Origin of the sequence: Spirosoma utsteinense (assembly GCF_014282275.1) — a bacterium.
GTDB lineage: Bacteria > Bacteroidota > Bacteroidia > Cytophagales > Spirosomataceae > Spirosoma > Spirosoma utsteinense.
The window spans coordinates 58,512-79,055 of sequence record NZ_VFIA01000003.1; the positions used below are offsets into that span (position 1 = coordinate 58,512).

The 20,544-nt window shown below is 51.1% G+C and carries 19 protein-coding genes; 12 read left to right on the forward strand and 7 right to left on the reverse strand.

Annotation, left to right across the window (positions count from 1 at the left end; translation table 11 throughout):
* Positions 1 to 5: 5 nt before the first annotated feature.
* Positions 6 to 1,973 carry a DUF7657 domain-containing protein gene (locus FH603_RS02705; protein WP_317171180.1) on the reverse strand — a complete coding sequence of 656 codons (1,968 nt, stop codon included), beginning with the start codon at positions 1,971 to 1,973 and terminating at the stop codon, positions 6 to 8.
* 416 nt (positions 1,974 to 2,389) lie between these two features.
* On the opposite strand from FH603_RS02705, the gene FH603_RS02710 reads away from it, so the two are divergent.
* Complete coding sequence (locus tag FH603_RS02710) at positions 2,390 to 3,385, forward strand: lysylphosphatidylglycerol synthase transmembrane domain-containing protein (protein ID WP_186735829.1); 996 nt, start codon at positions 2,390 to 2,392, stop codon at positions 3,383 to 3,385.
* Positions 3,386 to 3,494: 109 nt separating this feature from the next.
* Positions 3,495 to 5,090: a M28 family peptidase gene (locus tag FH603_RS02715; protein ID WP_186735831.1), complete on the forward strand. Its 1,596-nt coding sequence runs from the start codon at positions 3,495 to 3,497 to the stop codon at positions 5,088 to 5,090.
* A 74-nt stretch (positions 5,091 to 5,164) separates the two neighbouring features.
* On the opposite strand, the gene FH603_RS02720 is transcribed toward FH603_RS02715, so the two are convergent.
* Both FH603_RS02720 and FH603_RS02725 read right to left on the reverse strand, forming a co-directional pair.
* Entirely contained in the window at positions 5,165 to 5,398 is a 234-nt protein-coding gene (locus FH603_RS02720; RefSeq protein ID WP_186735833.1) for a DUF433 domain-containing protein, read from the reverse strand.
* A 219-nt stretch (positions 5,399 to 5,617) separates the two neighbouring features.
* Positions 5,618 to 7,252, reverse strand: a complete 1,635-nt coding sequence (locus FH603_RS02725; protein ID WP_186735841.1) for an amidohydrolase family protein — start codon at positions 7,250 to 7,252, stop codon at positions 5,618 to 5,620.
* A gap of 84 nt (positions 7,253 to 7,336) precedes the next feature.
* Between FH603_RS02725 and FH603_RS02730 the strand changes: the two genes are divergently transcribed.
* A complete protein-coding gene (locus FH603_RS02730) occupies positions 7,337 to 8,284 on the forward strand; it encodes a hypothetical protein (RefSeq protein WP_186735843.1) in 948 nt (315 codons plus the stop codon).
* 40 nt (positions 8,285 to 8,324) lie between these two features.
* Positions 8,325 to 9,089: a hypothetical protein gene (locus tag FH603_RS02735; RefSeq protein WP_186735845.1), complete on the forward strand. Its 765-nt coding sequence runs from the start codon at positions 8,325 to 8,327 to the stop codon at positions 9,087 to 9,089.
* 9 nt (positions 9,090 to 9,098) lie between these two features.
* On the opposite strand, the gene FH603_RS02740 is transcribed toward FH603_RS02735, so the two are convergent.
* From FH603_RS02740 to FH603_RS02755, 4 genes are read right to left on the reverse strand one after another with little or no spacing between them, the layout of a single operon-like run.
* Entirely contained in the window at positions 9,099 to 9,953 is an 855-nt protein-coding gene (locus FH603_RS02740) for a metallophosphoesterase family protein (RefSeq protein WP_186735847.1), read from the reverse strand.
* 49 nt (positions 9,954 to 10,002) lie between these two features.
* Positions 10,003 to 10,638, reverse strand: a complete 636-nt coding sequence (locus FH603_RS02745) for a hypothetical protein (protein WP_186735849.1) — start codon at positions 10,636 to 10,638, stop codon at positions 10,003 to 10,005.
* 8 nt (positions 10,639 to 10,646) lie between these two features.
* Positions 10,647 to 11,912, reverse strand: a complete 1,266-nt coding sequence (locus FH603_RS02750; RefSeq protein WP_186735851.1) for a glycerophosphodiester phosphodiesterase — start codon at positions 11,910 to 11,912, stop codon at positions 10,647 to 10,649.
* Positions 11,909 to 12,658 carry a hypothetical protein gene (locus tag FH603_RS02755; protein ID WP_235985229.1) on the reverse strand — a complete coding sequence of 250 codons (750 nt, stop codon included), beginning with the start codon at positions 12,656 to 12,658 and terminating at the stop codon, positions 11,909 to 11,911. Before FH603_RS02755 ends, FH603_RS02750 begins: the two co-directional genes overlap by 4 nt.
* A 188-nt stretch (positions 12,659 to 12,846) precedes the next feature.
* Here FH603_RS02755 and FH603_RS02760 point away from each other — a divergent pair, with 188 nt between their 5' ends.
* The 8 genes from FH603_RS02760 to FH603_RS02795 all read left to right on the forward strand — a co-directional run bounded on the left by FH603_RS02760 (position 12,847) and on the right by FH603_RS02795 (position 20,488).
* Positions 12,847 to 13,404: a YceD family protein gene (locus tag FH603_RS02760; protein WP_186736099.1), complete on the forward strand. Its 558-nt coding sequence runs from the start codon at positions 12,847 to 12,849 to the stop codon at positions 13,402 to 13,404.
* Between the two features lie 90 nt (positions 13,405 to 13,494).
* Complete coding sequence (rpmF, locus tag FH603_RS02765) at positions 13,495 to 13,689, forward strand: 50S ribosomal protein L32 (protein WP_080237764.1); 195 nt, start codon at positions 13,495 to 13,497, stop codon at positions 13,687 to 13,689.
* Between the two features lie 143 nt (positions 13,690 to 13,832).
* Entirely contained in the window at positions 13,833 to 14,774 is a 942-nt protein-coding gene (gene plsX / locus FH603_RS02770; protein WP_186735853.1) for a phosphate acyltransferase PlsX, read from the forward strand.
* A gap of 103 nt (positions 14,775 to 14,877) precedes the next feature.
* Positions 14,878 to 15,861: a beta-ketoacyl-ACP synthase III gene (locus FH603_RS02775; protein WP_186735855.1), complete on the forward strand. Its 984-nt coding sequence runs from the start codon at positions 14,878 to 14,880 to the stop codon at positions 15,859 to 15,861.
* 111 nt (positions 15,862 to 15,972) lie between these two features.
* Entirely contained in the window at positions 15,973 to 16,536 is a 564-nt protein-coding gene (gene efp, locus FH603_RS02780; RefSeq protein WP_186735857.1) for an elongation factor P, read from the forward strand.
* 106 nt (positions 16,537 to 16,642) lie between these two features.
* The gene (accB, locus tag FH603_RS02785) at positions 16,643 to 17,113 is read left to right on the forward strand and encodes an acetyl-CoA carboxylase biotin carboxyl carrier protein (protein WP_186735859.1); all 471 of its coding nucleotides are present in this window, start codon (positions 16,643 to 16,645) and stop codon (positions 17,111 to 17,113) included.
* A gap of 118 nt (positions 17,114 to 17,231) precedes the next feature.
* Positions 17,232 to 18,575, forward strand: coding sequence for an acetyl-CoA carboxylase biotin carboxylase subunit (accC, locus tag FH603_RS02790; protein WP_186735861.1), 1,344 nt, complete (start codon positions 17,232 to 17,234; stop codon positions 18,573 to 18,575).
* A gap of 275 nt (positions 18,576 to 18,850) precedes the next feature.
* Positions 18,851 to 20,488, forward strand: coding sequence for a sodium/sugar symporter (locus tag FH603_RS02795; protein WP_186735863.1), 1,638 nt, complete (start codon positions 18,851 to 18,853; stop codon positions 20,486 to 20,488).
* Positions 20,489 to 20,544: the final 56 nt, after the last annotated feature.

A 20,544-nucleotide genomic window follows, 5' to 3' on the forward strand; every position in this document is an offset into this window, starting at 1 on the left:
GGTTTTTAATCGTTAATGCGGTAAATCTGAATCGTTCCTAATGTGGTTACCAGCTTCATGCACCGCGTTTCAACGGGCTGAGGCTGTTTGTCAAACACGATGTATTTAACGTTAAGTTTTTTGAAGCGGGGCGAACAAGGGTCCATAGCCACCACGTAGGCATCTTCGTAGGTATTCTGAACGATTACAGAATCTTTCCCATCGATATACGAGTTGTAAACCGTATGGGCATACCGGTTGTAGGCCGAATCGCGCTTCATGGCCGGGTCAAGTACTTTAAAGGTGTTTCGGGGTGGAACGTACTTAACGCCACTGAGCAGGTCGACGCCGGTAGCAGTAACCATATAGGATACGAACTGACTGCCAAACACCGCCCATTTGGCCGCTGGCTCCTGATTATGAATATTCTGCACCGCCACATACAGAGCGTGTTCTGTAATGGGTGTCATTCCTTTCGATACAGGATTTAGCTTCAGATTGGGCAACTGAAACAGCAGGATACCTACCCCGAACAACACATTCCGATAGGCCGGTTGCCAGGTGAATAGCAGCAGCGAACCAAGTCCGGTAAAGAACAGGATCGGCATGAACAACTGGTTGAGTTTGAAAAAACCTGCCGAATCCTCAACATTCAGGTTAGCCGCATAAATCATGAAACCCAGCACGACCGCCAAACCAATACCCGTATAGAGTTTATTCGATTTTATCTCGATGGTGGTCAGGTAATGCAGGTACAGGATAGTAAGCAGGACATTACCAATCCCAAACGGAATTTGTGTCCGGCGGGTGGGGCTCATGTTCAGCAGCGTCATCTTGGCCAGCCATTCGGGAAATCCAACTTCGATCCAGACATAGCCGACAATGACAAAAACGCTTAGCAACAAAACGGTCCAGTCTATTTTTCGGTTGATGGCAAAAGCTGTAATGGCACAGGGGATAATAATTGGCGCAAACGTAACATAGTGCGATAACTCGCAGTGATTGAGCCAGCCGGACGGAAATCTGGTATCATCGACCTGCCAGCGGAAGTATTCCGAGAACCAGTTGGCAACGAAGCCCGTACCACCCAATTCACTCCGTTTACCAGGATACACGGTATTCATGATGGCATCGAGTGTGGGCTTTACGTCGATGTAAAATAGCCAGAAGGCAACACCCAGTATAACCAGCGACAGGATGCCTCCGCCCAGTTTCACGGGCCAATCGCTAAAGAGCCTTTTTACATCCCAGTTATTAATGAAATACCCGATCAACAGAAAGAGTAAGACATAGCCCAGCGGCACCTGATAGGGTGGATACAAAATCAGCGCATAGACCATTAACAGCCAGGCCAGCGCCAATGAAGCGCCCAGCACCTGTTTGGGGCTTTTACCGTAAAGCAAATAAACCGTAGCCACGAAGATAAGGCTGGTAGCGGCAATAAGCGGGGCCGGAATAAATGACCAGGAAACCGTGCCCGAGGAATAAAACAGCCAGATACTGCCTACTATGGACAGCCAGAAGTTGTTGCGAGTCAGCAGTAGAAGCATCAGAACTGCTCCCACAATAGACATGAACGCCCGAAGATTATACAGCCAGGCATAAGCCTGTTCGATGGGTAAGAAGAAAAATCCCCAATGGTCGGGCCGGAAAATTTCGCTGAAATGATGAGTCGGTGTAACGAGAATCGGTGTGTTTTCGCCCCCGATGGTTTCATTAATGGTTGGAAATCCTTTGTTAGCCTGCGAAAGAATCCAGGGTGTTCCAACGGCATAGTCGTCCATCCGAATCCGGCGGGGCTGGCCCGAAATAAGCCCCCGCTTAGGATTACTCCCGTCCGGAAGTAATTCATTCCACATCGCCAGCGAAATGGGGTGAATCTTGGCCAGCGTAACAATTAAAAACAAGCCAAAGCAAATACCGATAAACCACTTAAGTTTTTTATCGAAGTGGATGAGTTCAAAGCCGGATCTTGTTGGTAGTTTGGTGTTCACTTGGGTTGACGATGGCATTTCCTCTCGCCCGGTCAACCCCGGAATGGGCCGTTGGCTCTCAACGGGGGAAGTTCCGATTTTAGGCTTGGGGGGAAGCGGTACAGGTTTCTTTTTTGACGACTTCGACATGTCAAGAAGCTACATTTGGGTTTGGTAATGGGTCCGATGGAAGGCCCCCTCATTTACTGACGGTGCGTTACGCATCTTAACTAATATAACGACTAATATAACGGTTTACAGCCTAGCTACTAATCGATTATCCATTCGTTTTATTGTAGAAAACGAATGTTTCTAATAGCCTGAGGCCAGATTTGCCAGATAATATCAAAGGTAGCCGACGTTAACTTCCTTCCAAATAACATGCCATAAACTGTCAAGTGCTTTCTTTAACTTGCAACTCTTCGGGAGTAAGCTTCATGAGTCAATTTTTCGGGCGTGTTTTGCCATTTTTAGTGGCTGTTCTTTTACTGATCTATGTTAGTAAAGACATTCAATTTTATGCTATTCAGCAGCAATTCAGGCAGGCAGACTATCGCTGGATCTGTTTAGTTTTTCTCGTCAGTATAGGCAGTTTTTTTTGCCGTGGTATACGGTGGCAGCAGGCGTTGTTGGCGTTGGGGCATCATCCATCGATATTTAGGGCAACCGTTGCTCTGACGGCCGGTACCATTGCCAGCATGATTATTCCCGGCTCGGGCGAGGTGACCCGCTGCGCGACACTACAACGAACAGATCATGTACCTTTCTCTCACGGGGTTGGATCGGTAGTGGCCGAGCGGGTTCTCGACCTGTTTATGTTGGTCCTGGTACTCCTGCTTTCCTTTGCGCTGGAGTTAAGCCGGATGCAGACGTATCTGGCTGGTCTCTCGTTTACCGCCCCCAACAAATTACTTGGCCTGATCACCGGCCTAGTAGTACTTAGTATAGTCTTGCTGTATTGGCTATACCAGTTCCCTGTTATCAGAGAACATCCCTTCACAATCCGGATTATTGGTTTTAGTCGTGGGCTTTGGGAAGGGATCATCGCTATCCGCCGACTACCAAATCCGGGATTTTTTGTCTTTCTGACCCTACTCAATCAACTGCTGTCTCTATCGACAATCTATTTTCTACTATTATCCGTTTCATCCACCCATTCGCTGCCTCCCACGGCAACGCTAACGGTGCTGGCTGTGGCCTCACTGGGGGGGCTGGCGGTACCTACGCAGGGCGGTATTGGCACCTACCATTTTCTGGTCAGCCGGGCACTGGTGCTGTATGGGCTAAGTACTACAGAAGGGGCTTTGCTGGCCACCTTTATGCACGCCGTCGGGTTCGGATTCAACCTGTTATTCAGCAGCCTGAGCTTTTTGATCGTTCCCGTGCTGGTACAGCAACGCAAACAATTCGACCGGCCGGAACCGGATGCATGACCGTTGAGACAGCTAAAGAGAGATACCGATGATGCATCCTCGTTGCTTTATTTATTATTTTCACTACCGTATATTGTGGTTTGATTAGATTCCCAAACAAATACATTTCATGACATTTCAACAACTAATCCTGGCCGCCGGGTTAATGGCCCTGCCTTTTGCCAGTAGCGCGCAGGAAAATTTTGCCAATACCATTACGGCTGCCGATCTCGAAAAGCACCTGCGCGTGCTGGCTGCCGACGATATGGAAGGCCGCGAAACCGGAACTCGTGGTCAGCGGAAAGCGGCTGAATACATCGCCAGCCAGTTTGCCGCCGAAGGCCTGAAACCGCTTGTCAAGACTACCGATGGTAAGCTGGGCTACCAACAGCCCTACACGCTCTACAAAAAAGCCTGGGGTGATTTTTACGTTAAGGCCGGCGAAAAACGCTTCGAACTCCAGAAAGATTTTATCCCCAACGGTTTGCTGTATCTGCCCACCGAAACAACTTATGAAACCATATTCGCAGGATACGGCATCGGCGACGCAGCTTATGACGACTACGCCGGACGCGATGTGAAAGGGAAAGCGGTTGTGATTCTGGACGATGAGCCCAAAACGGCCGATGGCAAAACACGGGTAGGCGGCACAACGGAACCATCGAAATGGGGTGGGCCGAATGGCTGGCGGGCCAAGAGCCTGCTGGCTAAGGAAAAAGGAGCCGCTCAGTTGTTCATTGTCTCGGCCGAATCGGCCGAAGCGTTCAAGCAGCTACTTACCCAGCGTAGTGCTATGATGGGCCGTTTCAACCGGATGAGCCTGAAAGCAGGTACAGAAAACGTAAGCTCCGTCGGTGTCTTTCTGATCTCGACCGACATGGCGGCTACGTTGCTGCACACGCCTGTGGCTACCCTCAACCAGGCGATGAAGCAGGTGTCGCAATCAGAGAAACCGGGGACTACGGCCCTGGCTGGCAGCGTAGCCGTCAAAGCCGACCGGATCGATGAGAAAACAGAATCGTCGAACGTACTTGGTTTTATCGAAGGGACCGACAAAAAAGATGAAGTGCTGATCGTATCGTCTCATTACGACCATATCGGTATCAGCGCCGATGGCCAGATTAACAACGGTGCTAATGACGACGGTTCCGGTACGGTATCGGTGCTGGAGATTGCACAGGCATTTACCAAAGCAAAAGCAACTGGGAAAGGGCCACGTCGGTCTATTCTGTTCCTGACGGTATCAGGCGAAGAAAAAGGCCTGCTCGGCTCCGAATATTACGCCGATATGAGCCCGGTGATTCCACTCGACAAAACAGTTGCCGACCTGAACATCGACATGGTTGGCCGGGTCGATGATCTGCATCAGGGAAAATCAGAGAATTACATTTATGTGATTGGCTCCGATAAACTCTCGTCGGATTTGCACAAGATCAGCGAGGAAACGAACAAGAAGAACATCAACATGGAGCTGGATTACAAGTACAATGATCCGAAAGATGCCCAGCGCATCTACTACCGCTCCGATCATTACAACTTCGCCAAGCACCAGATCCCCATTATTTTCTACTTCAACGGGCTGCACGATGATTATCACAAGCCAACGGACGACGTTGAAAAAATAGATTTCAAACTAGCCGAAAAGTCGGCCCGGCTTGTCTTCTATACCGCCTGGGAAATCGCCAACCGCGACCAGCGCCTGGCCGTCGACAGCAACAAGCAGTAAATAAAGAAGCCCGGCTGGATAGGAGGTATCAGCCGGGCTTCTTCGTGTTTTTTCGTGTCTTGCAACAACTCCTGCTATAACCTCCTGACTGCCCGTAGATACCCGAATAGCTCACAAGCCCGCACATCCCCCTGCGTCAGGGAGGGGTAAGTCTGCCGGAGTGACTGCTCCCCTAAACCATTGGCCAGATGACGCAATACGTCCCAGACCTTTACGCCTACCTCTTGCAGGTACGCATCATCTTCCGGCAGCGCCACTATGCGGCTTTGTTTAACCTCCTGTTCCCAACTAGCTATTAACGTCTTCATGTGGATATGTTCTAGTACAATTAGTTAGTACCATACAATTCATAAAGACTCTTTAGACGGAAAAAGGGTTGCACAAGTAATTGACGATTGATTGAAAGGCCTAGGAAGCCTGGCTTACTACGCCTGGCACCGGCCCTATGCTCTATTTAAACAGCTATCTGTAAGGCAGCGATTTACAGGAACATACGCCCTGCGAGTACACGTTGGCACTGGGCTTTCTCAGTTCTTTCCTCCGCCAGATATTTTTCCCGCTTTAGCCGGAACCCCCGGTTGCGTAATCTCGAAGTTCTCTGTCTGCTTGGCCTCGGCAACCATCGTCCGAACGTCGGCCAGGAGTTTTTTAGCGTCGTAGACCACCCCATCTTTTACGGTGTAGGTAACACCCCCAACGCGTTCGACTTCGTTCCTGTCGTTCAAGTGAATGGCTCCTGTTCCGTAGAGAGTTTTCAGGTTGGCCAGCGGATTTTCCTTCGTAATAACAAAGTCGGCCAGTTTACCCACTTCAACCGAACCGATCTGGTCGGCCATACCCAGGGCTTCGGCTCCTTTGAGCGTAGCGGCCCGAATTACTTCGAGTGGGTGGAATCCAGCTTCGCGCAACAGTTCGAGTTCGCGGATGTAGGCGAATCCGTAGAGCTGATAGATAAAGCCCGAGTCGGAACCGGCCGTTACGCGCCCACCCCTGTTTTTGTACTCGTTAATGAACGCCATCCAGAGCTGGTAATTCTTTTTCCAGGCTACCTCCTGCTCCGTTCCCCAGTTATGCCAGTAGGACCCGTGCGAAATGCGACTAGGACCATAAAAACGCCATAAGCTCGGTAATGTATAATCATCGTGCCACTCAGAACGACGGGCCAGCATCAGCTCGCGGTTGGCTTCATAAATATTGAACGTCGGGTCGAGGGTGAAATCGAGCGCAATCAGTTCATCCATCACCTTGTTCCAGCGATCGGTGCCGGGTTTGGCAGCCTGTTGCCAGAGGTTACCCGCCTGCTCGAACCGGTTCTGTTCGTTATTGTAATTGTAGTCGGCGGGGTAGTCCTGAACCGTCTTGTCGTCGAAAAGGGCTTCGGGCAGTCCGTACCAGTGTTCCAGCGACGTCAGGCCGGCTTTGGCGGTGGCCAGCGCATTCATGCGGGCCACTTCCAGCTGCGCGTGGTGGCAGGCCGACCGCAGGCCAAGCTTTTTATTTTCTTCCAGAGCCGCCCGGAATATGGTGGGTTCGGCCCCGAAGAACTTGATCCCATCGGCTCCCCGTTTTGCGTTTTGCTGTACCCAGGCGCGGGCCTGCTCGGGCGTCGAGATGGGCTCTTTCGATCCTTGTCCAAACACGGTATAAGCCAGTATACGGGGGGCAACGATCTCGTTTTTGATACTTTTGGCGCGGTGTTCGAGCACCCAGTCGAGGCCATTGCCACAACTCGGATCACGGATGGTGGTGATACCATGACCGAGCCAGAGTTTGAACACGTACTCGGCATTGGCCCCCTGCGCCTGCCCACCAATATGGCCGTGCATGTCAACGAAGCCCGGCATCAGATACATCCCGTCGCAGTTCAGTTCTTTATCGCCCGCGTTGGCCACCGGCCGACTTTTAGGGTCGATGGCTACGCCGGGATAACCAACCTGCCGGATGGCTACGATTCTGTTCTTTTCAACAACGATATCGACGGGTCCATACGGGGGTGCGCCTGTGCTGTTGATGAGCGTAACTCCGCGGATGATGAGCCGGTTGTAGGGCCCGTCCCCTTCGCCCGCTTTGCGGCTGGGCGCTTTAGTGACCTGGGCAGTCAGCGAATAGGTAGTAAACAATAAACAGTGTGCAAGAAGGAGCAGGCGGGCGACGGCGGACATAGTAATCTGACAAATCGTTTTTGTAAAGAGTTGTAAGATAGCCGAAAGTGCCGGACTTTTGCCGTGTCGACTTCTGAAGCCTTTATGTTCATTCAAAAAAACTTTTTACTTATTGTCCTGGCCCTTGCTGTGGTTTTCGCGTTTGCGATGAAGGCTACAATTTTTCAGAATCCGGCAACGACAACAGCTCCTGCTACGCCCCCTTCGGCCAACTTTGCAGCTTACTGGTTTGCCGGCAAAGCAGAACTGAACAGCTATACGCTCCAACAGGCCCAATACGGGGTACTCAATCCCGGCGAAGCAGTACTGATCTTTGTGACTGAAGACTTCCGGACAGATAAGCAGGTGAAATCGGAAACGCCCGAAAGCCACGACAAATCCATACCAGTGCTGAAAACCAATCTATCGAAGAAGTTCGCGACGGGTGTTTATGATTACTCGCTGTTCACCTCGGTGTTTACACCCGTTTCCAACCCGTCATTCCCAAACACGCTCAAGGTCAGCACCTCAGCGCAGGAGTGGTGCGGCCATAGTTACCTACAGCTCAACTACGCCACTAATACCTACCATATCGACAGCAAATCTTATTTCGAGAACGAAGTAGCCGAAGAGTACGAGGTAGCGAAGACGATGCTCGAAGATGAACTCTGGAACCGTATCCGGCTCGCCCCGGACAAACTACCCGTTGGCCAAATCCAGCTGATTCCGGGCACCATAACGGCCCGGCTGCGCCACAAACGGCTTGAGCCGCTACCAGCCAATGCCAAACTAGCCAACTACGAAGGGGTACTGTTTCCGGGTAAGCTGCTCCAATCGTATACCGTCCAGTACCCCACCGACGACCGGACAGTGATGATCGTTTTCGAGTCGGCATTTCCGCATAAAATCGTGGGCTGGGAAGAAACCTACAAGAGCAAAGACAACCTTCTGACCTCCCGGGCCGTTCTTAAAAAGACAATACAATCTGACTACTGGAACCATAATGCCCCAGCCGACAGTACGTTACGTCGGGAGTTGCTTATCGGTCGATAAGCCGGGCTGGTTCGCTTACCCCTTGTGGTTTTACATACGTATGAAACGCATCCTCGCTTTTTACTTCTTGCTGACGGCTTTCGCCTGCTCCTCCGACGGCGACAAACCCAAGACCGCCACCAACGAGCCGACCTACACGCTGATTTTTCTGGACAAAACCCGTAGCGTAAACGCCGACAAATCGTTCGTTCGGCAAAAGTACCAGCAAGCCCTGGCCGATATCATCGAAGAAAATATCCGGCAGAAGGGAGACAGACTAGCCGTTTACTTTATTCACGAGAACACCGCCAAAGCCCGCGCGCTGAACGTAACGGCCCGCACTGAGATGGAGGATATGGTGGCAGCCAGCCCCACCGACCGCGAGGCCGCCGAAACAGAGTTCAGCCTGTTACTGAGCCGGGAGAAAGCCGTCATCCGGCAGCGTGTTTTACAACAGCTGGTTGCCCAGAATACAGGCTCGTCGAATCAGGAAACCGACATCTGGGCCAGCCTGCCCGTCATTGAGAAGGCCAACGAAACAGGGGCGACGGTCAAAGTATATTACCTGAGCGACATGGTCGAGAGCGTAAAAGGTGCCGACCGGCGGGACTTTCAGGTACGCCCGCCCAAAGGCGCAGCGCAGGCAGACGAATGGGCTAAGGCCGATGCCGGGAAGCTCAAACGCTATACCCTCGGCTCGCCCGATATCACCATGATCCTGCCCTTCGAGCCAAACGCATCGGTAAAAGAAAACAACCCCGCCGTGACCCAGTACTGGCAAACGCTATTTACTGAACTCGGCGTAGGGACGATAACGGAGGATTAGATACCAGCTTTAAACCGTGAACGTGTAGCCGATATCGAAGCCCGAAAAGTCCGCTTTCAGACAGTAGGACGTTAACACCAATCCATCGCCTTCGCGCCTGACAGCCAGGTAATGGAACATGGGCTTGTACTCAGTTGCCAGGTCAGGGAGCCGGCTGAGCGAGGTGTTGAGTGGCTGCCGTAGTCCGCCCCCCCCACCAATGACCAGAAACGTTTTGCCCTCAAATTCGTACCGTTCGAACGCATGCGAGTGACCGGTGATGAACAACCGTCCCTTCTGCGATTTCAGGTAATTGGGTACAAACCGCTGCTGTACCAGTTTCGACGATCCTACCAGCTTACTGTTTGAATAGGGCGCGTGGTGGCAGGTCACGATAACGACCCGAACAGCCGGATCAGCGTCCAGATCGGCCAGTGTTTGTTCGTACCAGGTCTGCTGTTTCACCAGGTCGGCTACGGAGAGCGTGCTGAAATTAGAGTTCAGCATGACCACCGCGATGTCGTCCGTTTTCTGAACATAACCCGTATGGACGTGCTCAGGAAAGCGCTGCTGGAAATTACGGGCTCCCTTTCTGGGGCGACCCATAACGTCGTGATTACCCATAATGGCGTAAACCGACGTTCCTGCCTGGCGGCACTTTTCCAGGAAGCGGTCAATGATGGGCCACTTATTATCCCGGAAACCAAGCGAGACAATATCACCCAACCAGTAGAGAACGGGGGGGCGAACGCGCAGAATTTGGGCAAAAATTGTTGTCGTCGCTTTTGTATTCTGATGTGTTCGTAGCACCAGCCGCTCCACGAACATGGGAGCCTGCGTATCACTCAAAAAAAGAATGTCAGCTTTTTCTTTATCGTCTGTCATATTAACCTTATTGCATTACACCAGATCACCGGTAGTACCGTAACGCTGTTTACCACGAAAAGGCCCGCCAAACCAACTGAAGTTGTAGCACAAAGGCCGCATCTTCGGTCGCGCTGGCATTGAACCACTTTAACTCGGTGGCCACCCGAAATTTTCGGCCAATGGGTTGTGTGTATGAACCACCCAGCATCCAGCCCACACTCGGTCGGCTGGAATTAACAACACCGGCATACTCTAAATGAGACCGGATCAGGTACGCGCCCGTTCCGCCAGAAACGGCCAGTCGCCGGGCCAGACTACGCTCGGTACCGCTCAACCAGGCCAGCGGCATCGAGAACACCAGCAATATCGGTATGGCCGACACCCGCACGCGTGCCCGGCTGGCAGGAGCATTTCCCTGATACGAATACATAGGAACCAGGCCCGTTTCCAACCCCAGACGCAGCCGATGGTCGGGGTGCCACATAACCCGTAGCGTAGCCGGAATACCAAACCGGCTTACCGTCGGCTGCTCCAGGGACGAGGGTACACCCAGGCGAGTCGAATAATACGAAAGACCGCCACCCACGCTAACAACCAAGGTATAAGGCCCTCGTTTAGTTTCTGACGAATCCGACTGAGCGCCAGCCGTTTCGCTCAGGCCAGCCAGCAAGACCGTCAGTACGACTATAAATAGGTTCTTCATGGATTACGTTATTGTCCGATGTAATGATAGTAGGCAACAACCGGCGAGTAATTCGATAGGATACCATCGAAACGGCCCTCCGTAATAAATTGCTCGATAAACTTCGGTTCGTCGAGGGTCCAGACAAATACCGTCCTGTTTTCTGATTTCATGGCGAGTACTTCTTCTGTTTGGGGCCCCAGTGTCCAGCGAGGAGCCCAGATACGGGCATTTAAACTACGGGTAATGGCCGTGTCCAGCTCACACAGAATAGGGGTGTTCTCTTTGTCCGGCAAGGCGTTGTAAGCATCTACCGCGCCTTGCGTTGGCAGGCCAATAACGATCCGCAAGTCACGCCGGGCCAGAATAGCCCGCTGCCGGAACTTCTGCTGAAGTGCCTGGACTTTGTCCATCGGTCCAATATATTTGGTGTCGAGCCAGACAAAATTGAGCGTCGTATTCGTGAGAATCGTTTCGAGCGCTTCTTCCAGCGTAGGGATACGTTCGCCATTGATCAGCCGTACGAATGTTTGCAACTGCTGATACGTGTATTTTTCGATAGCCCCGTCCAGCCCGTTCTTCTGAATGAGCCGCAGGTTGAGGCTGTTGTCGTGGTATAAAATGGGAACGCCGTCCTTGGTATACCGAACGTCAATTTCGATACCGGTGGCCCCCAGTCGTGAGGCCAGCCTGATGATTTCAATTGAATTTTCTGATACCGACAACAAATCCGACGTTCGACCACCACTCCGGTGCGCCAGAATAGAGAACGGCTTCTGATTAAGCGGACGCCGGTAGGTGAAGGTTAGCTTCTGGGTTGGTTCAGCCGTTCTATTCCCGTAAACGCCGTCCAGCACAAGTGTATCTCCCGCAGTCAACCCACCCGAGTAGCGCTGTAGCTGTCCATTACGCTTCACCCGTACCGCAAGCCGGGTACGGCCCGTTTCGGTATTGACCAATTTACGCCAGTAACCTGTCAGCGCCAGTATATCGGCCTGGGGTTCGACCTCCAGGTTAAAAAAGCACACATCGACACCCGTAAAGATCGACAGGAAATGGGTTGTGTCCGCCCCATCCAGCACATACGACCATTTTAAGGCTACCTGCTCCCCAAATTGGGCAGCGCCATCCGTCACTCCGTAGACGCCTTCTATTGACTGTCGAACAGGAGCGGTAAACCGTCCGGCACCTGGTGCATTGGCAAATTCATAGGGTACGGGCGCTTCGTACTGTTTCCGGCATCCCAGGAATACCAGAAACAGGAAACTGATTAGTACGTAAGGTATTACTCTCATAAGATAAAGCCAAAGATGACCTGAGGATAGAACAGATTGCGGTCGAATGTGTCATAGAGCGACCAGAACTGCCAGTTGAAGTTGGAATAGGCAGCCCGAAAGCCCAGCGACACATGCTGGTTGCCATAAAACGGCTGTTCCAGCACGAAGGAGACAGCGAATCCATTAACCTGCCACTTATTGTCGACAACGGCCAGCGTTCCTACTTTAGATCGATAGTACATGTCCAGAATGCCTTCTCCCCGAACAGTTAGCTGTAAATCCCTATTGAGCCGGTAACCCAGCGACAGGTTGGGGAAATTCTGGAGTCCATAGGCCTGGCTGTTGAAAACATCCTTGATCAGAAGCGCCCCAAACCAACCGGTCATATCGTCGCCAACCGACAAAAACAGTCGATCGCTCAGGGGTGTGGCCCAGCGTAGACCCAGCCCCAGGTTACTTTGCACAAACTGCGTTTGCAGACGCCCGGTGAGAAACAGCTTTTTAGAGAGTCCTTTTTGCAGGTTGAAATCAACCGCCGGAACGCTGACCCGTACTTCCTCGGTAAGCTCGGGAGGGGTTGTTGTAAAAATCAATCCTAGTGATTTACGCCATTCGCCGGGGCGGGGAGCCTGCGGGAAGTAAATTTCGGGTTGTCGTTCATCGGGTTGCTGGAACGGTTGCCGCCCTCCCTGAGCGGCAGCGAGCGACACAGATGCCGCCAGCAACGCACCGGACAGCCAGAGCCGTATAGGCTTGCTATGCATAATATACAAGATGTAGTAAAGTGAATGACGGAGTTTGAGAGGATAAACCGAGTAACCCCGGCATATGTTAGACCCACCCCCTGCTGATCGCTTTTGACGAATGATCAAAAACTCTTTTTCGTACACCACTTTCCTGATTGACAAACGTTTTGTACCTTTGCGGTCTTATTTTTGAGGAGGAGATATACGTGAATGCACTACGCGCATACGACATTAACATTGTCGGACTGGAAAATAAACGCTATGAGTACGACTTCATGTCGGACAATACGTTTTTTGCCGCGCTGGAGCAGGAGTTGATTCGAACAGGCAACGTTCAGACGCATGTAGTGCTTGACAAATCCGAAACGATGATCCGGCTGGATTTTCATATTGTCGGTTCTGTCGAGCAGATTTGCGACCGTAGTCTCGACGAATACGATGAGCCAGTTGATACCCGGCAGATGATGCTGCTTAAGTTCGGTGATCACAATGAAGAACTGAGCGACGAGATTGAACTCATTGAGCGTAACACAGCAACGGTCAACGTAGCGCGTTATATTTTTGAGTTCATAAGCCTGTCATTACCCATGAAACGGCTTCATCCCCGTTTCCGGGATGAAGAAGAGCAGGAGGACGATATAGATGAGTCGAACGTGAAACTGATTTACACGTCCGGCCCCGTCATTGATGAAGAGAGCGAAAACAAGGATCAACCCGCTACCGACCCACGGTGGGACGCGCTGCGAAAATTAAGTGATAATTAAACGACGTTTTTGCGTTGATGGCCGTGTTTCAAATCGACCTCCCATCAACTCGACAAACTGGAAACTGTATAATTTTATAACGCAAAGACAATGGCACACCCCAAACGACGCCACTCCAGCACCCGGCGCGACAAGCGCAGAACGCACTACAAGGCTACGGCCGTGACCCTCTCGACCGATGCGCAGACCGGCGAAGTTCATGAGCGCCACCATGCTCACGTTTTCGAGGGCAACCTGTTCTACAAGGGACAAATGATCGTTGAGAATTACGCAAAAACCGCTTAATTCCTGTCCGGTTACATAGAGTATTTCGTTGACGTCTTCCCGAAGATGAACGCGAAATACTTTTTTATTGCCCGCTACTTCCTATTTTTACGCGTACTTTTTGCAGTCCGGTGTAGTCGGAAGGTAATGAACAAATAGAGTCAATGAGAATTGCAGTGGACGCGATGGGTGGCGATTTTGCCCCCGATGCGATTGTAGAAGGCGTTTTGATGGCAGCTGCCGAAGTGCCGGAACAGGTAACTATTGTGCTGGTTGGTAAACAAGCGACGATACAGGCACTGCTCAACGCCCATGGCGCCGAATCAGTCGCTAATATTGAGCTTGTCAATGCCGATGACGTTATCGGCATGAGTGAACACCCCACGAAAGCCCTCTCCCAGAAGCCCAATTCCAGCATTGGAGTTGGGTTTAAACTTTTGAAAGAAAAAAACGTAAATGCCTTCTGTAGCGCAGGTAATACGGGTGCTATGCACGTAGGTGCCCTGTTCAGTATCAAATCTATTGAAGGTGTATTGCGTCCCTGTATAGCGGGATTTGTACCACAGATAACGGGTGGTTATGCCGTTATGCTCGATATTGGTGCCAACGCAGACTGTAAGCCCGAGATGATGGCTCAATTTGGTGAAATTGGCTCCATCTACGCACAATATACGTTTGGGATCGAACGACCCCGCGTTGTCCTGATGAATATTGGTTCGGAAGAACAGAAAGGATCCCTGGTTGCTCAGGCTGCCCACCAGCTTTTAAAAGACAACCGGCGGATTAACTTTGTAGGAAACATAGAAGGCGGTGATTTTTTTGCGGGTAAAGCCGATGTAATCGTAACCGATGGTTTTACCGGCAACACCATGTTTAAACTGGGCGAGTCATTTTACAGGATGGCTGAACAACGGGGTATTCATGACGATTTTTTAGACAAAACCAATTATGAGTCCGTGGGAGGCAGTCCAATCCTGGGCGTAAATGGTAATGTTATTATTGCCCATGGTATCTCATCGCCCCTGGCGATCAAAAATATGATTAGCCTGGCCGTTCGTCAGGTCGAATCGAATGCGTATACCAAAATTGCACAGGCCTTAAACTGACAGATATCGGCGATAAGTGAACGAGCAGCCCTTCTTGGTGCTGATCGCTGTAAACCGACTACTGTTTACTGAGTACACCACCGTTTCGCCGATCTGACCACCTATGAGTAAAGCTGCCATAACAGGAATCCACGGTTACGTTCCCGACTATGTACTGACCAATGCTGAACTGGAGCGGATGGTTGATACCAATGATGAATGGATTACGACCCGTACCGGGATCAAGGAGCGCCACATCCTGAAGGGTGAAGGTATGGGTTCCTCCCACATGGGGGCCAAAGCCGTGGCCGGATTATTAGAAAAAACGAATACAAAGCCGGAAGAAGTAGATCTGCTTATCTGTGCCACTACCACACCCGATTATATCTTTCCGTGTACTGCCAACCTCATCAGCGATATGGTTGGTATCCGTAATGTTGGCGGGTTTGACATTCAGGCAGCCTGCTCCGGATTTTTATATGCGCTCACGGTAGGCACCCAGTTTATCGAAAGTGGCAAGTACCGGAAGGTAGTTGTTGTCGGGGCCGATAAGATGTCAGCCATTACCGACTATACCGATCGGACAACCTGCGTTTTGTTCGGCGATGGCGCAGGAGCCGTGCTGCTGGAACCGAACGACGATGGCTATGGCGTTCTTGATTCCATCATTCGTTCCGATGGGTCAGGGCAGCAGCATCTTTTTCAGAAAGCAGGTGGTAGCCGATACCCGCCAAGCCATGAAACAGTAGAAAAACGCTGGCACTATGTCTATCAGGATGGTCCATCGGTGTTCAAATTCGCGGTAAAGAACATGGCTGATGTTTCGGCTGAGATCATGGAACGCAATCACCTTGCCGGTGATGATGTTGCATGGCTGGTTCCTCACCAGGCTAATAAACGCATTATCGACGCCACAGCGAATCGAATGGGCATAAACACCAATAAGGTGATGATGAACATTCATAAGTACGGCAATACGACAGCCGCAACTATACCACTTTGCTTATTCGACTACGAATCGCAGTTGAATAAAGGAGATAACCTGGTACTGGCTGCTTTTGGTGGTGGTTTTACCTGGGGAGCCGCTTACGTAAAGTGGGCCTATTAACTTTGTATAGGCAACAGGATGTATAACTTATGGTGTAGGCTGTAGGACAACCTGCCTACATCGTTCAACTTACAGACTGGCGCTTACCGCATACATTCTATATTTTTCAACATGGCAACGACCGCAGACATCCGTAACGGATTAGTCATCAACTTCAACAACGATCTATTTCAGGTCACTGAGTTCCAACACGTGAAACCGGGCAAAGGCGCGGCTTTCGTTCGTACGAAGATGAAAAGCCTGACATCGGGCAAAGTGCTGGATAATACATTCAACTCAGGTGTAGCTATCTTCCCGGTACGGGTTGAGCGCCGGAAATTCCAGTACCTCTACAAGGACGAAACAGGGTTTAACTTCATGGATCAGGAATCATTCGATCAGATAAACCTCAGCGAAAAACTCGTGGATGGTGCCGACCTGATGAAGGAAGGCCAGGAGGTTGAGATTCTAATCAACGCTGAAAGTGATTCGCCCCTCTCCTGCGAGCTGCCGCCTTTCGTTGAGCTGGAAGTTACCTATGCTGAACCAGGCATTAAAGGCGACACTGCCAACAGCCCTAAAAAACGAGTTGAAGTAGAATCCGGTGCCAAAATTATGGTGCCTCTCTTTATTGAGTCAGGTCAGAAAATTCGGGTCGATACCCGCACACGGGATTACGTTGAACGGGTGAAATAACGAGAGTCGTAGTCAATAAGTCGTAGTAGTCGTAGCCGTCTTCTGTGGCTGGTGCAACACTACCTTACGACTCGTACGACTGTTACGGCTTACAACTACTCTTATTATGGACACAAAAGACATACAACAACTCATTGACTTCATATCTCAGTCGGGACTGGATGAAGTAAACATTGAAACGAGCGAACTGAAGATCAGCGTTAAGCGATACGGTTCGGGTACGCCTACACTAGCTCCGGCCCCGCAGGCTGCTCTTGCCGCGCCAGCTCCCGTACACGTGCCGGCTCCGCAACCAGCCGCTGCACCAGTAGCCCCGCCCAGCGCCGATACGTCGAATTATATCACCATCAAGTCGCCGATGATTGGTACCTTCTACCGATCGGCCAGCCCCGATTCGCCCCTGTTCGCGGAAGTAGGTGACAGTATCAGCGAAGGTAAAGTGGTCTGCATTATCGAGGCAATGAAGTTGTTCAACGAAATTGAATCGGAAGTTTCCGGTCGTATCGTAAAAATACTCGTCGAAAATGCAACGCCGGTAGAATACGACCAGCCGCTATTTTTGGTAGAACCCATTTAAGAAGAGCCATAAGTCGTAAGTCGGTAAGTTGACCAATGGCCGACGCGGGAGTGCTGCTTTCGCGTCGGCCATTGGTCAACTTACCGACTTACGACTTGCTGACTATTACGACAATATTATGTTCAAAAAGATATTAATTGCTAACCGGGGGGAAATTGCCTTGCGGATTATCCGGACGTGCCGCGAGATGGGCATTCGGACGGTAGCCGTTTATTCGACCGCCGACCGCGATAGCCTGCACGTTCGTTTCGCCGACGAAGCTGTTTGCATTGGCCCGCCCCCAAGCCGACAATCCTACCTGAGCATTCCCAGCATTATATCGGCGGCCGAAGTAACTGGAGCCGATGCCATTCACCCTGGTTACGGCTTTTTATCGGAAAACGCCGAGTTCTCACAAATCTGCGCCGATTACGGCATCAAGTTTATTGGAGCCACAGCCGAACAGATCAACGGTATGGGCGACAAAGCAACGGCCAAAGCAACCATGAGGGCTGCTGGTGTACCTGTCATTCCCGGCTCCGAGGGACTACTGGAATCTGTTGAGCAAGGTAAGCGATTATCGGCCGAGATGGGTTATCCTGTTATCGTGAAAGCAACCGCTGGTGGTGGTGGCCGCGGTATGCGTATCGTTCGGGCCGAAGACGAGTTTGAAAAAGCCTGGAACGACGCCCGCACCGAAGCCGGAGCGGCCTTTGGCAATGATGGCCTGTACCTGGAAAAATTTGTGGAAGAGCCTCGCCACATCGAAATCCAGATTGTGGGCGACCAGTTTGGTAAAGTCTGCCACTTGTCGGAACGCGACTGCTCCATTCAGCGCCGACATCAGAAACTGATCGAAGAAACCCCATCGCCGATCGTATCCCCCGAACTCCGGGAAGAAATGGGCGAAGCAGCTATCAAAGGGGCTCAGGCTATTGGCTACGAAGGCGCGGGCACGGTAGAGTTTCTGGTGGATAAACACGGGAAGTTTTATTTCATGGAAATGAACACCCGGATTCAAGTCGAGCACCCGATCACGGAGGAGGTAACAGACTTCGACCTCATCAAAGAGCAAATTAAAGTAGCGGCCGGCGCTGAGATATCGGGGCGAAATTACACCCCAAAGCTCTTCGCCATGGAGTGCCGAATCAATGCCGAAGACCCATCCAATGGCTTTCGTCCATCGCCTGGCAAGATCACCGTACTTCATCTGCCCGGTGGTCATGGGGTCCGGATAGACAGCCATGTGTATGCTGGCTACACCATCCCGCCTAACTATGATTCCATGATCGCCAAGCTGATCGTATCGGGCCAGTCTCGTGAAGAAGTTATTACACGCATGAAGCGGGCGTTGCAGGAATTTGTAATCGAAGGCATTAAAACCACGATTCCGTTTCATATCCGGCTTATGGACGATCCAAAATTTAAGTCTGGTCAGTTCACGACGGCCTTTCTGGATACGTTCGATTTCTCTAATCTGTAGAAAAACGCAGGTTTCGCTCTAAATAATAAGTAGCCACTACCAGGGTCTACGACCACTGGCAGGACATCGAAGCCCTGCCAGTGGTCGTAGACCCTGGTAGTGGCTACTGTTTTTGTTTTACATTATAGACCTTGGTAGTAGCTACTGCTTTTGTTACACATTAATAAACCCTGGTAGTGGCTACTGTTCTCAGCACCATGTACCTCACGGCATTGTGGTAAAACCGGTCACCATCTTGCTTTGTAGATGAATACACCCAAACCCACCTGCTCCGTATGAACCACCTTGCTACTGCTGATTATGTTGTATTCGGAATTTACCTGGTTGTTGTAGTTGGGTATGGCTACTGGGTTTATCAACGAAAACGGGCGGTAGAAACAAATACCAATGAGTTTTTCCTGGCCGAAGGGTCGCTGACGTGGTGGGCCATTGGAGCCTCGCTGATCGCTTCAAATATTTCGGCAGAGCATTTTATTGGGATGGCTGGCTCAGGCTTTGCGATGGGACTGGCTATCTCGTCTTATGAGTGGATCGCTGCGGCAACGCTGGTGCTGGTAGCCGTTTTTTTCATTCCTATTTACCTTCGCAACCGTATCTATACCATGCCTCAGTTCCTGGCACAGCGGTACAGCGATACAGTGAGCACGATTCTGGCCGTTTTCTGGCTGGTAGTGTATGTGCTGGTAAACCTGACATCGATCCTGTATCTGGGCGCTATAGCTATCGAATCGCTGGCAGGTATTTCATTTACGGTATGCACCATTGGGTTAGCAGTCTTTGCCATTTTCATTACACTCGGTGGTATGAAAGTCATTGGCTATACCGATGTCATTCAGGTGGTGGTCCTCATCTTTGGTGGTTTGGTTGTAACGTATCTGGCGCTGCAACTGGTAGCTGAGCAATCTGGAACGGCGGGCGTCTGGAATGGTTTGCTAACGCTTCGTGAACAGGCCGACGACCATTTTCACCTCTATTTCAGCAAAGGTCACCCGCACTACGACGCCCTGCCGGGTATGTCGCTGGTACTGGGCGGCATGTGGCTCAATAACCTGTATTACTGGGGCTGCAACCAGTACATCGTCCAACGGACCTTGGGTGCCGATCTGAAGACCGCCCGAAGTGGTATCCTGTTTGCTGCCTTTCTGAAACTGATGATCCCGCTTATTGTGGTTATTCCCGGCATTGCTGCCTACGTACTCTACCAGAGTGGCCCATTCCGGGCCGCCATGACCGATGCCTCGGGCGTGGTCAAGCCGGACCAGGCTTACCCAGTGCTGATGAACTTATTACCCGTTGGTATGAAAGGACTGGCTTTTGCCGCACTCACAGCCGCCGTCGTGGCATCGCTGGCGGGTAAGTGTAACTCCATTTCGACCATCTTCACCCTCGACATCTACAAAAAATACATTAACAAAACGGCTTCTGAGCAGAAGCTGGTCAATGTAGGACGGTGGACAGTGCTTGTCTCGTTTGTAATTGCGGTGGCCATTGCCCCGATGCTGCGGTCACTCGACCAGGTCTACCAGTATATTCAGGAATACACCAACTTCATTACACCCGGTGTATTTGCCATTTTTTTGCTGGGTTTTTTCTGGAAACGAGCAACGAACCGGGCGGCTATGACAGTCGCCATTCTAACCATTCCGCTATCGATCCTGCTGAAGTTCTGGCCTGAAGTAACAGCATTGGTGACTATCGAATCAGACCCGATTCCTTTTCTGCACCGAACGACCTGGGTCTTCTGTATCGATGTAGCGCTGATGATCGTTGTGTCTTTGACCGACCCGACCCAGGCAGCCGCCGACAAAGGGGTGATCGTTGAGCGACAGATGTTCCGGGTATCCCGCTCTTTCGTGGCTGGATCAGTACTCATTTTTGGTTTGCTGGCGGTACTCTACTCCGTATTCTGGTAAACGGGCTGGATAATGATAGCCAGCATGACTCCATGACAAATGAAATTTTAATTCAT

Excerpts from the sequence above, each read along its gene's own strand:
- FH603_RS02710 (WP_186735829.1), top strand. The coding sequence starts at position 2,390 with ATGAGTCAATTTTTCGGGCGTGTTTTGCCATTTTTAGTGGCTGTTCTT.
- FH603_RS02715 (WP_186735831.1), top strand. The coding sequence starts at position 3,495 with ATGACATTTCAACAACTAATCCTGGCCGCCGGGTTAATGGCCCTGCCT.
- FH603_RS02720 (WP_186735833.1), bottom strand. The coding sequence starts at position 5,398 with ATGAAGACGTTAATAGCTAGTTGGGAACAGGAGGTTAAACAAAGCCGC.
- FH603_RS02725 (WP_186735841.1), bottom strand. The coding sequence starts at position 7,252 with ATGTCCGCCGTCGCCCGCCTGCTCCTTCTTGCACACTGTTTATTGTTT.
- FH603_RS02730 (WP_186735843.1), top strand. The coding sequence starts at position 7,337 with ATGTTCATTCAAAAAAACTTTTTACTTATTGTCCTGGCCCTTGCTGTG.
- FH603_RS02735 (WP_186735845.1), top strand. The coding sequence starts at position 8,325 with ATGAAACGCATCCTCGCTTTTTACTTCTTGCTGACGGCTTTCGCCTGC.
- FH603_RS02740 (WP_186735847.1), bottom strand. The coding sequence starts at position 9,953 with ATGACAGACGATAAAGAAAAAGCTGACATTCTTTTTTTGAGTGATACG.
- FH603_RS02745 (WP_186735849.1), bottom strand. The coding sequence starts at position 10,638 with ATGAAGAACCTATTTATAGTCGTACTGACGGTCTTGCTGGCTGGCCTG.
- FH603_RS02750 (WP_186735851.1), bottom strand. The coding sequence starts at position 11,912 with ATGAGAGTAATACCTTACGTACTAATCAGTTTCCTGTTTCTGGTATTC.
- FH603_RS02755 (WP_235985229.1), bottom strand. The coding sequence starts at position 12,658 with ATGCATAGCAAGCCTATACGGCTCTGGCTGTCCGGTGCGTTGCTGGCG.
- rpmF (WP_080237764.1), top strand. The coding sequence starts at position 13,495 with ATGGCACACCCCAAACGACGCCACTCCAGCACCCGGCGCGACAAGCGC.
- plsX (WP_186735853.1), top strand. The coding sequence starts at position 13,833 with ATGAGAATTGCAGTGGACGCGATGGGTGGCGATTTTGCCCCCGATGCG.
- FH603_RS02775 (WP_186735855.1), top strand. The coding sequence starts at position 14,878 with ATGAGTAAAGCTGCCATAACAGGAATCCACGGTTACGTTCCCGACTAT.
- efp (WP_186735857.1), top strand. The coding sequence starts at position 15,973 with ATGGCAACGACCGCAGACATCCGTAACGGATTAGTCATCAACTTCAAC.
- accB (WP_186735859.1), top strand. The coding sequence starts at position 16,643 with ATGGACACAAAAGACATACAACAACTCATTGACTTCATATCTCAGTCG.
- accC (WP_186735861.1), top strand. The coding sequence starts at position 17,232 with ATGTTCAAAAAGATATTAATTGCTAACCGGGGGGAAATTGCCTTGCGG.
- FH603_RS02795 (WP_186735863.1), top strand. The coding sequence starts at position 18,851 with ATGAACCACCTTGCTACTGCTGATTATGTTGTATTCGGAATTTACCTG.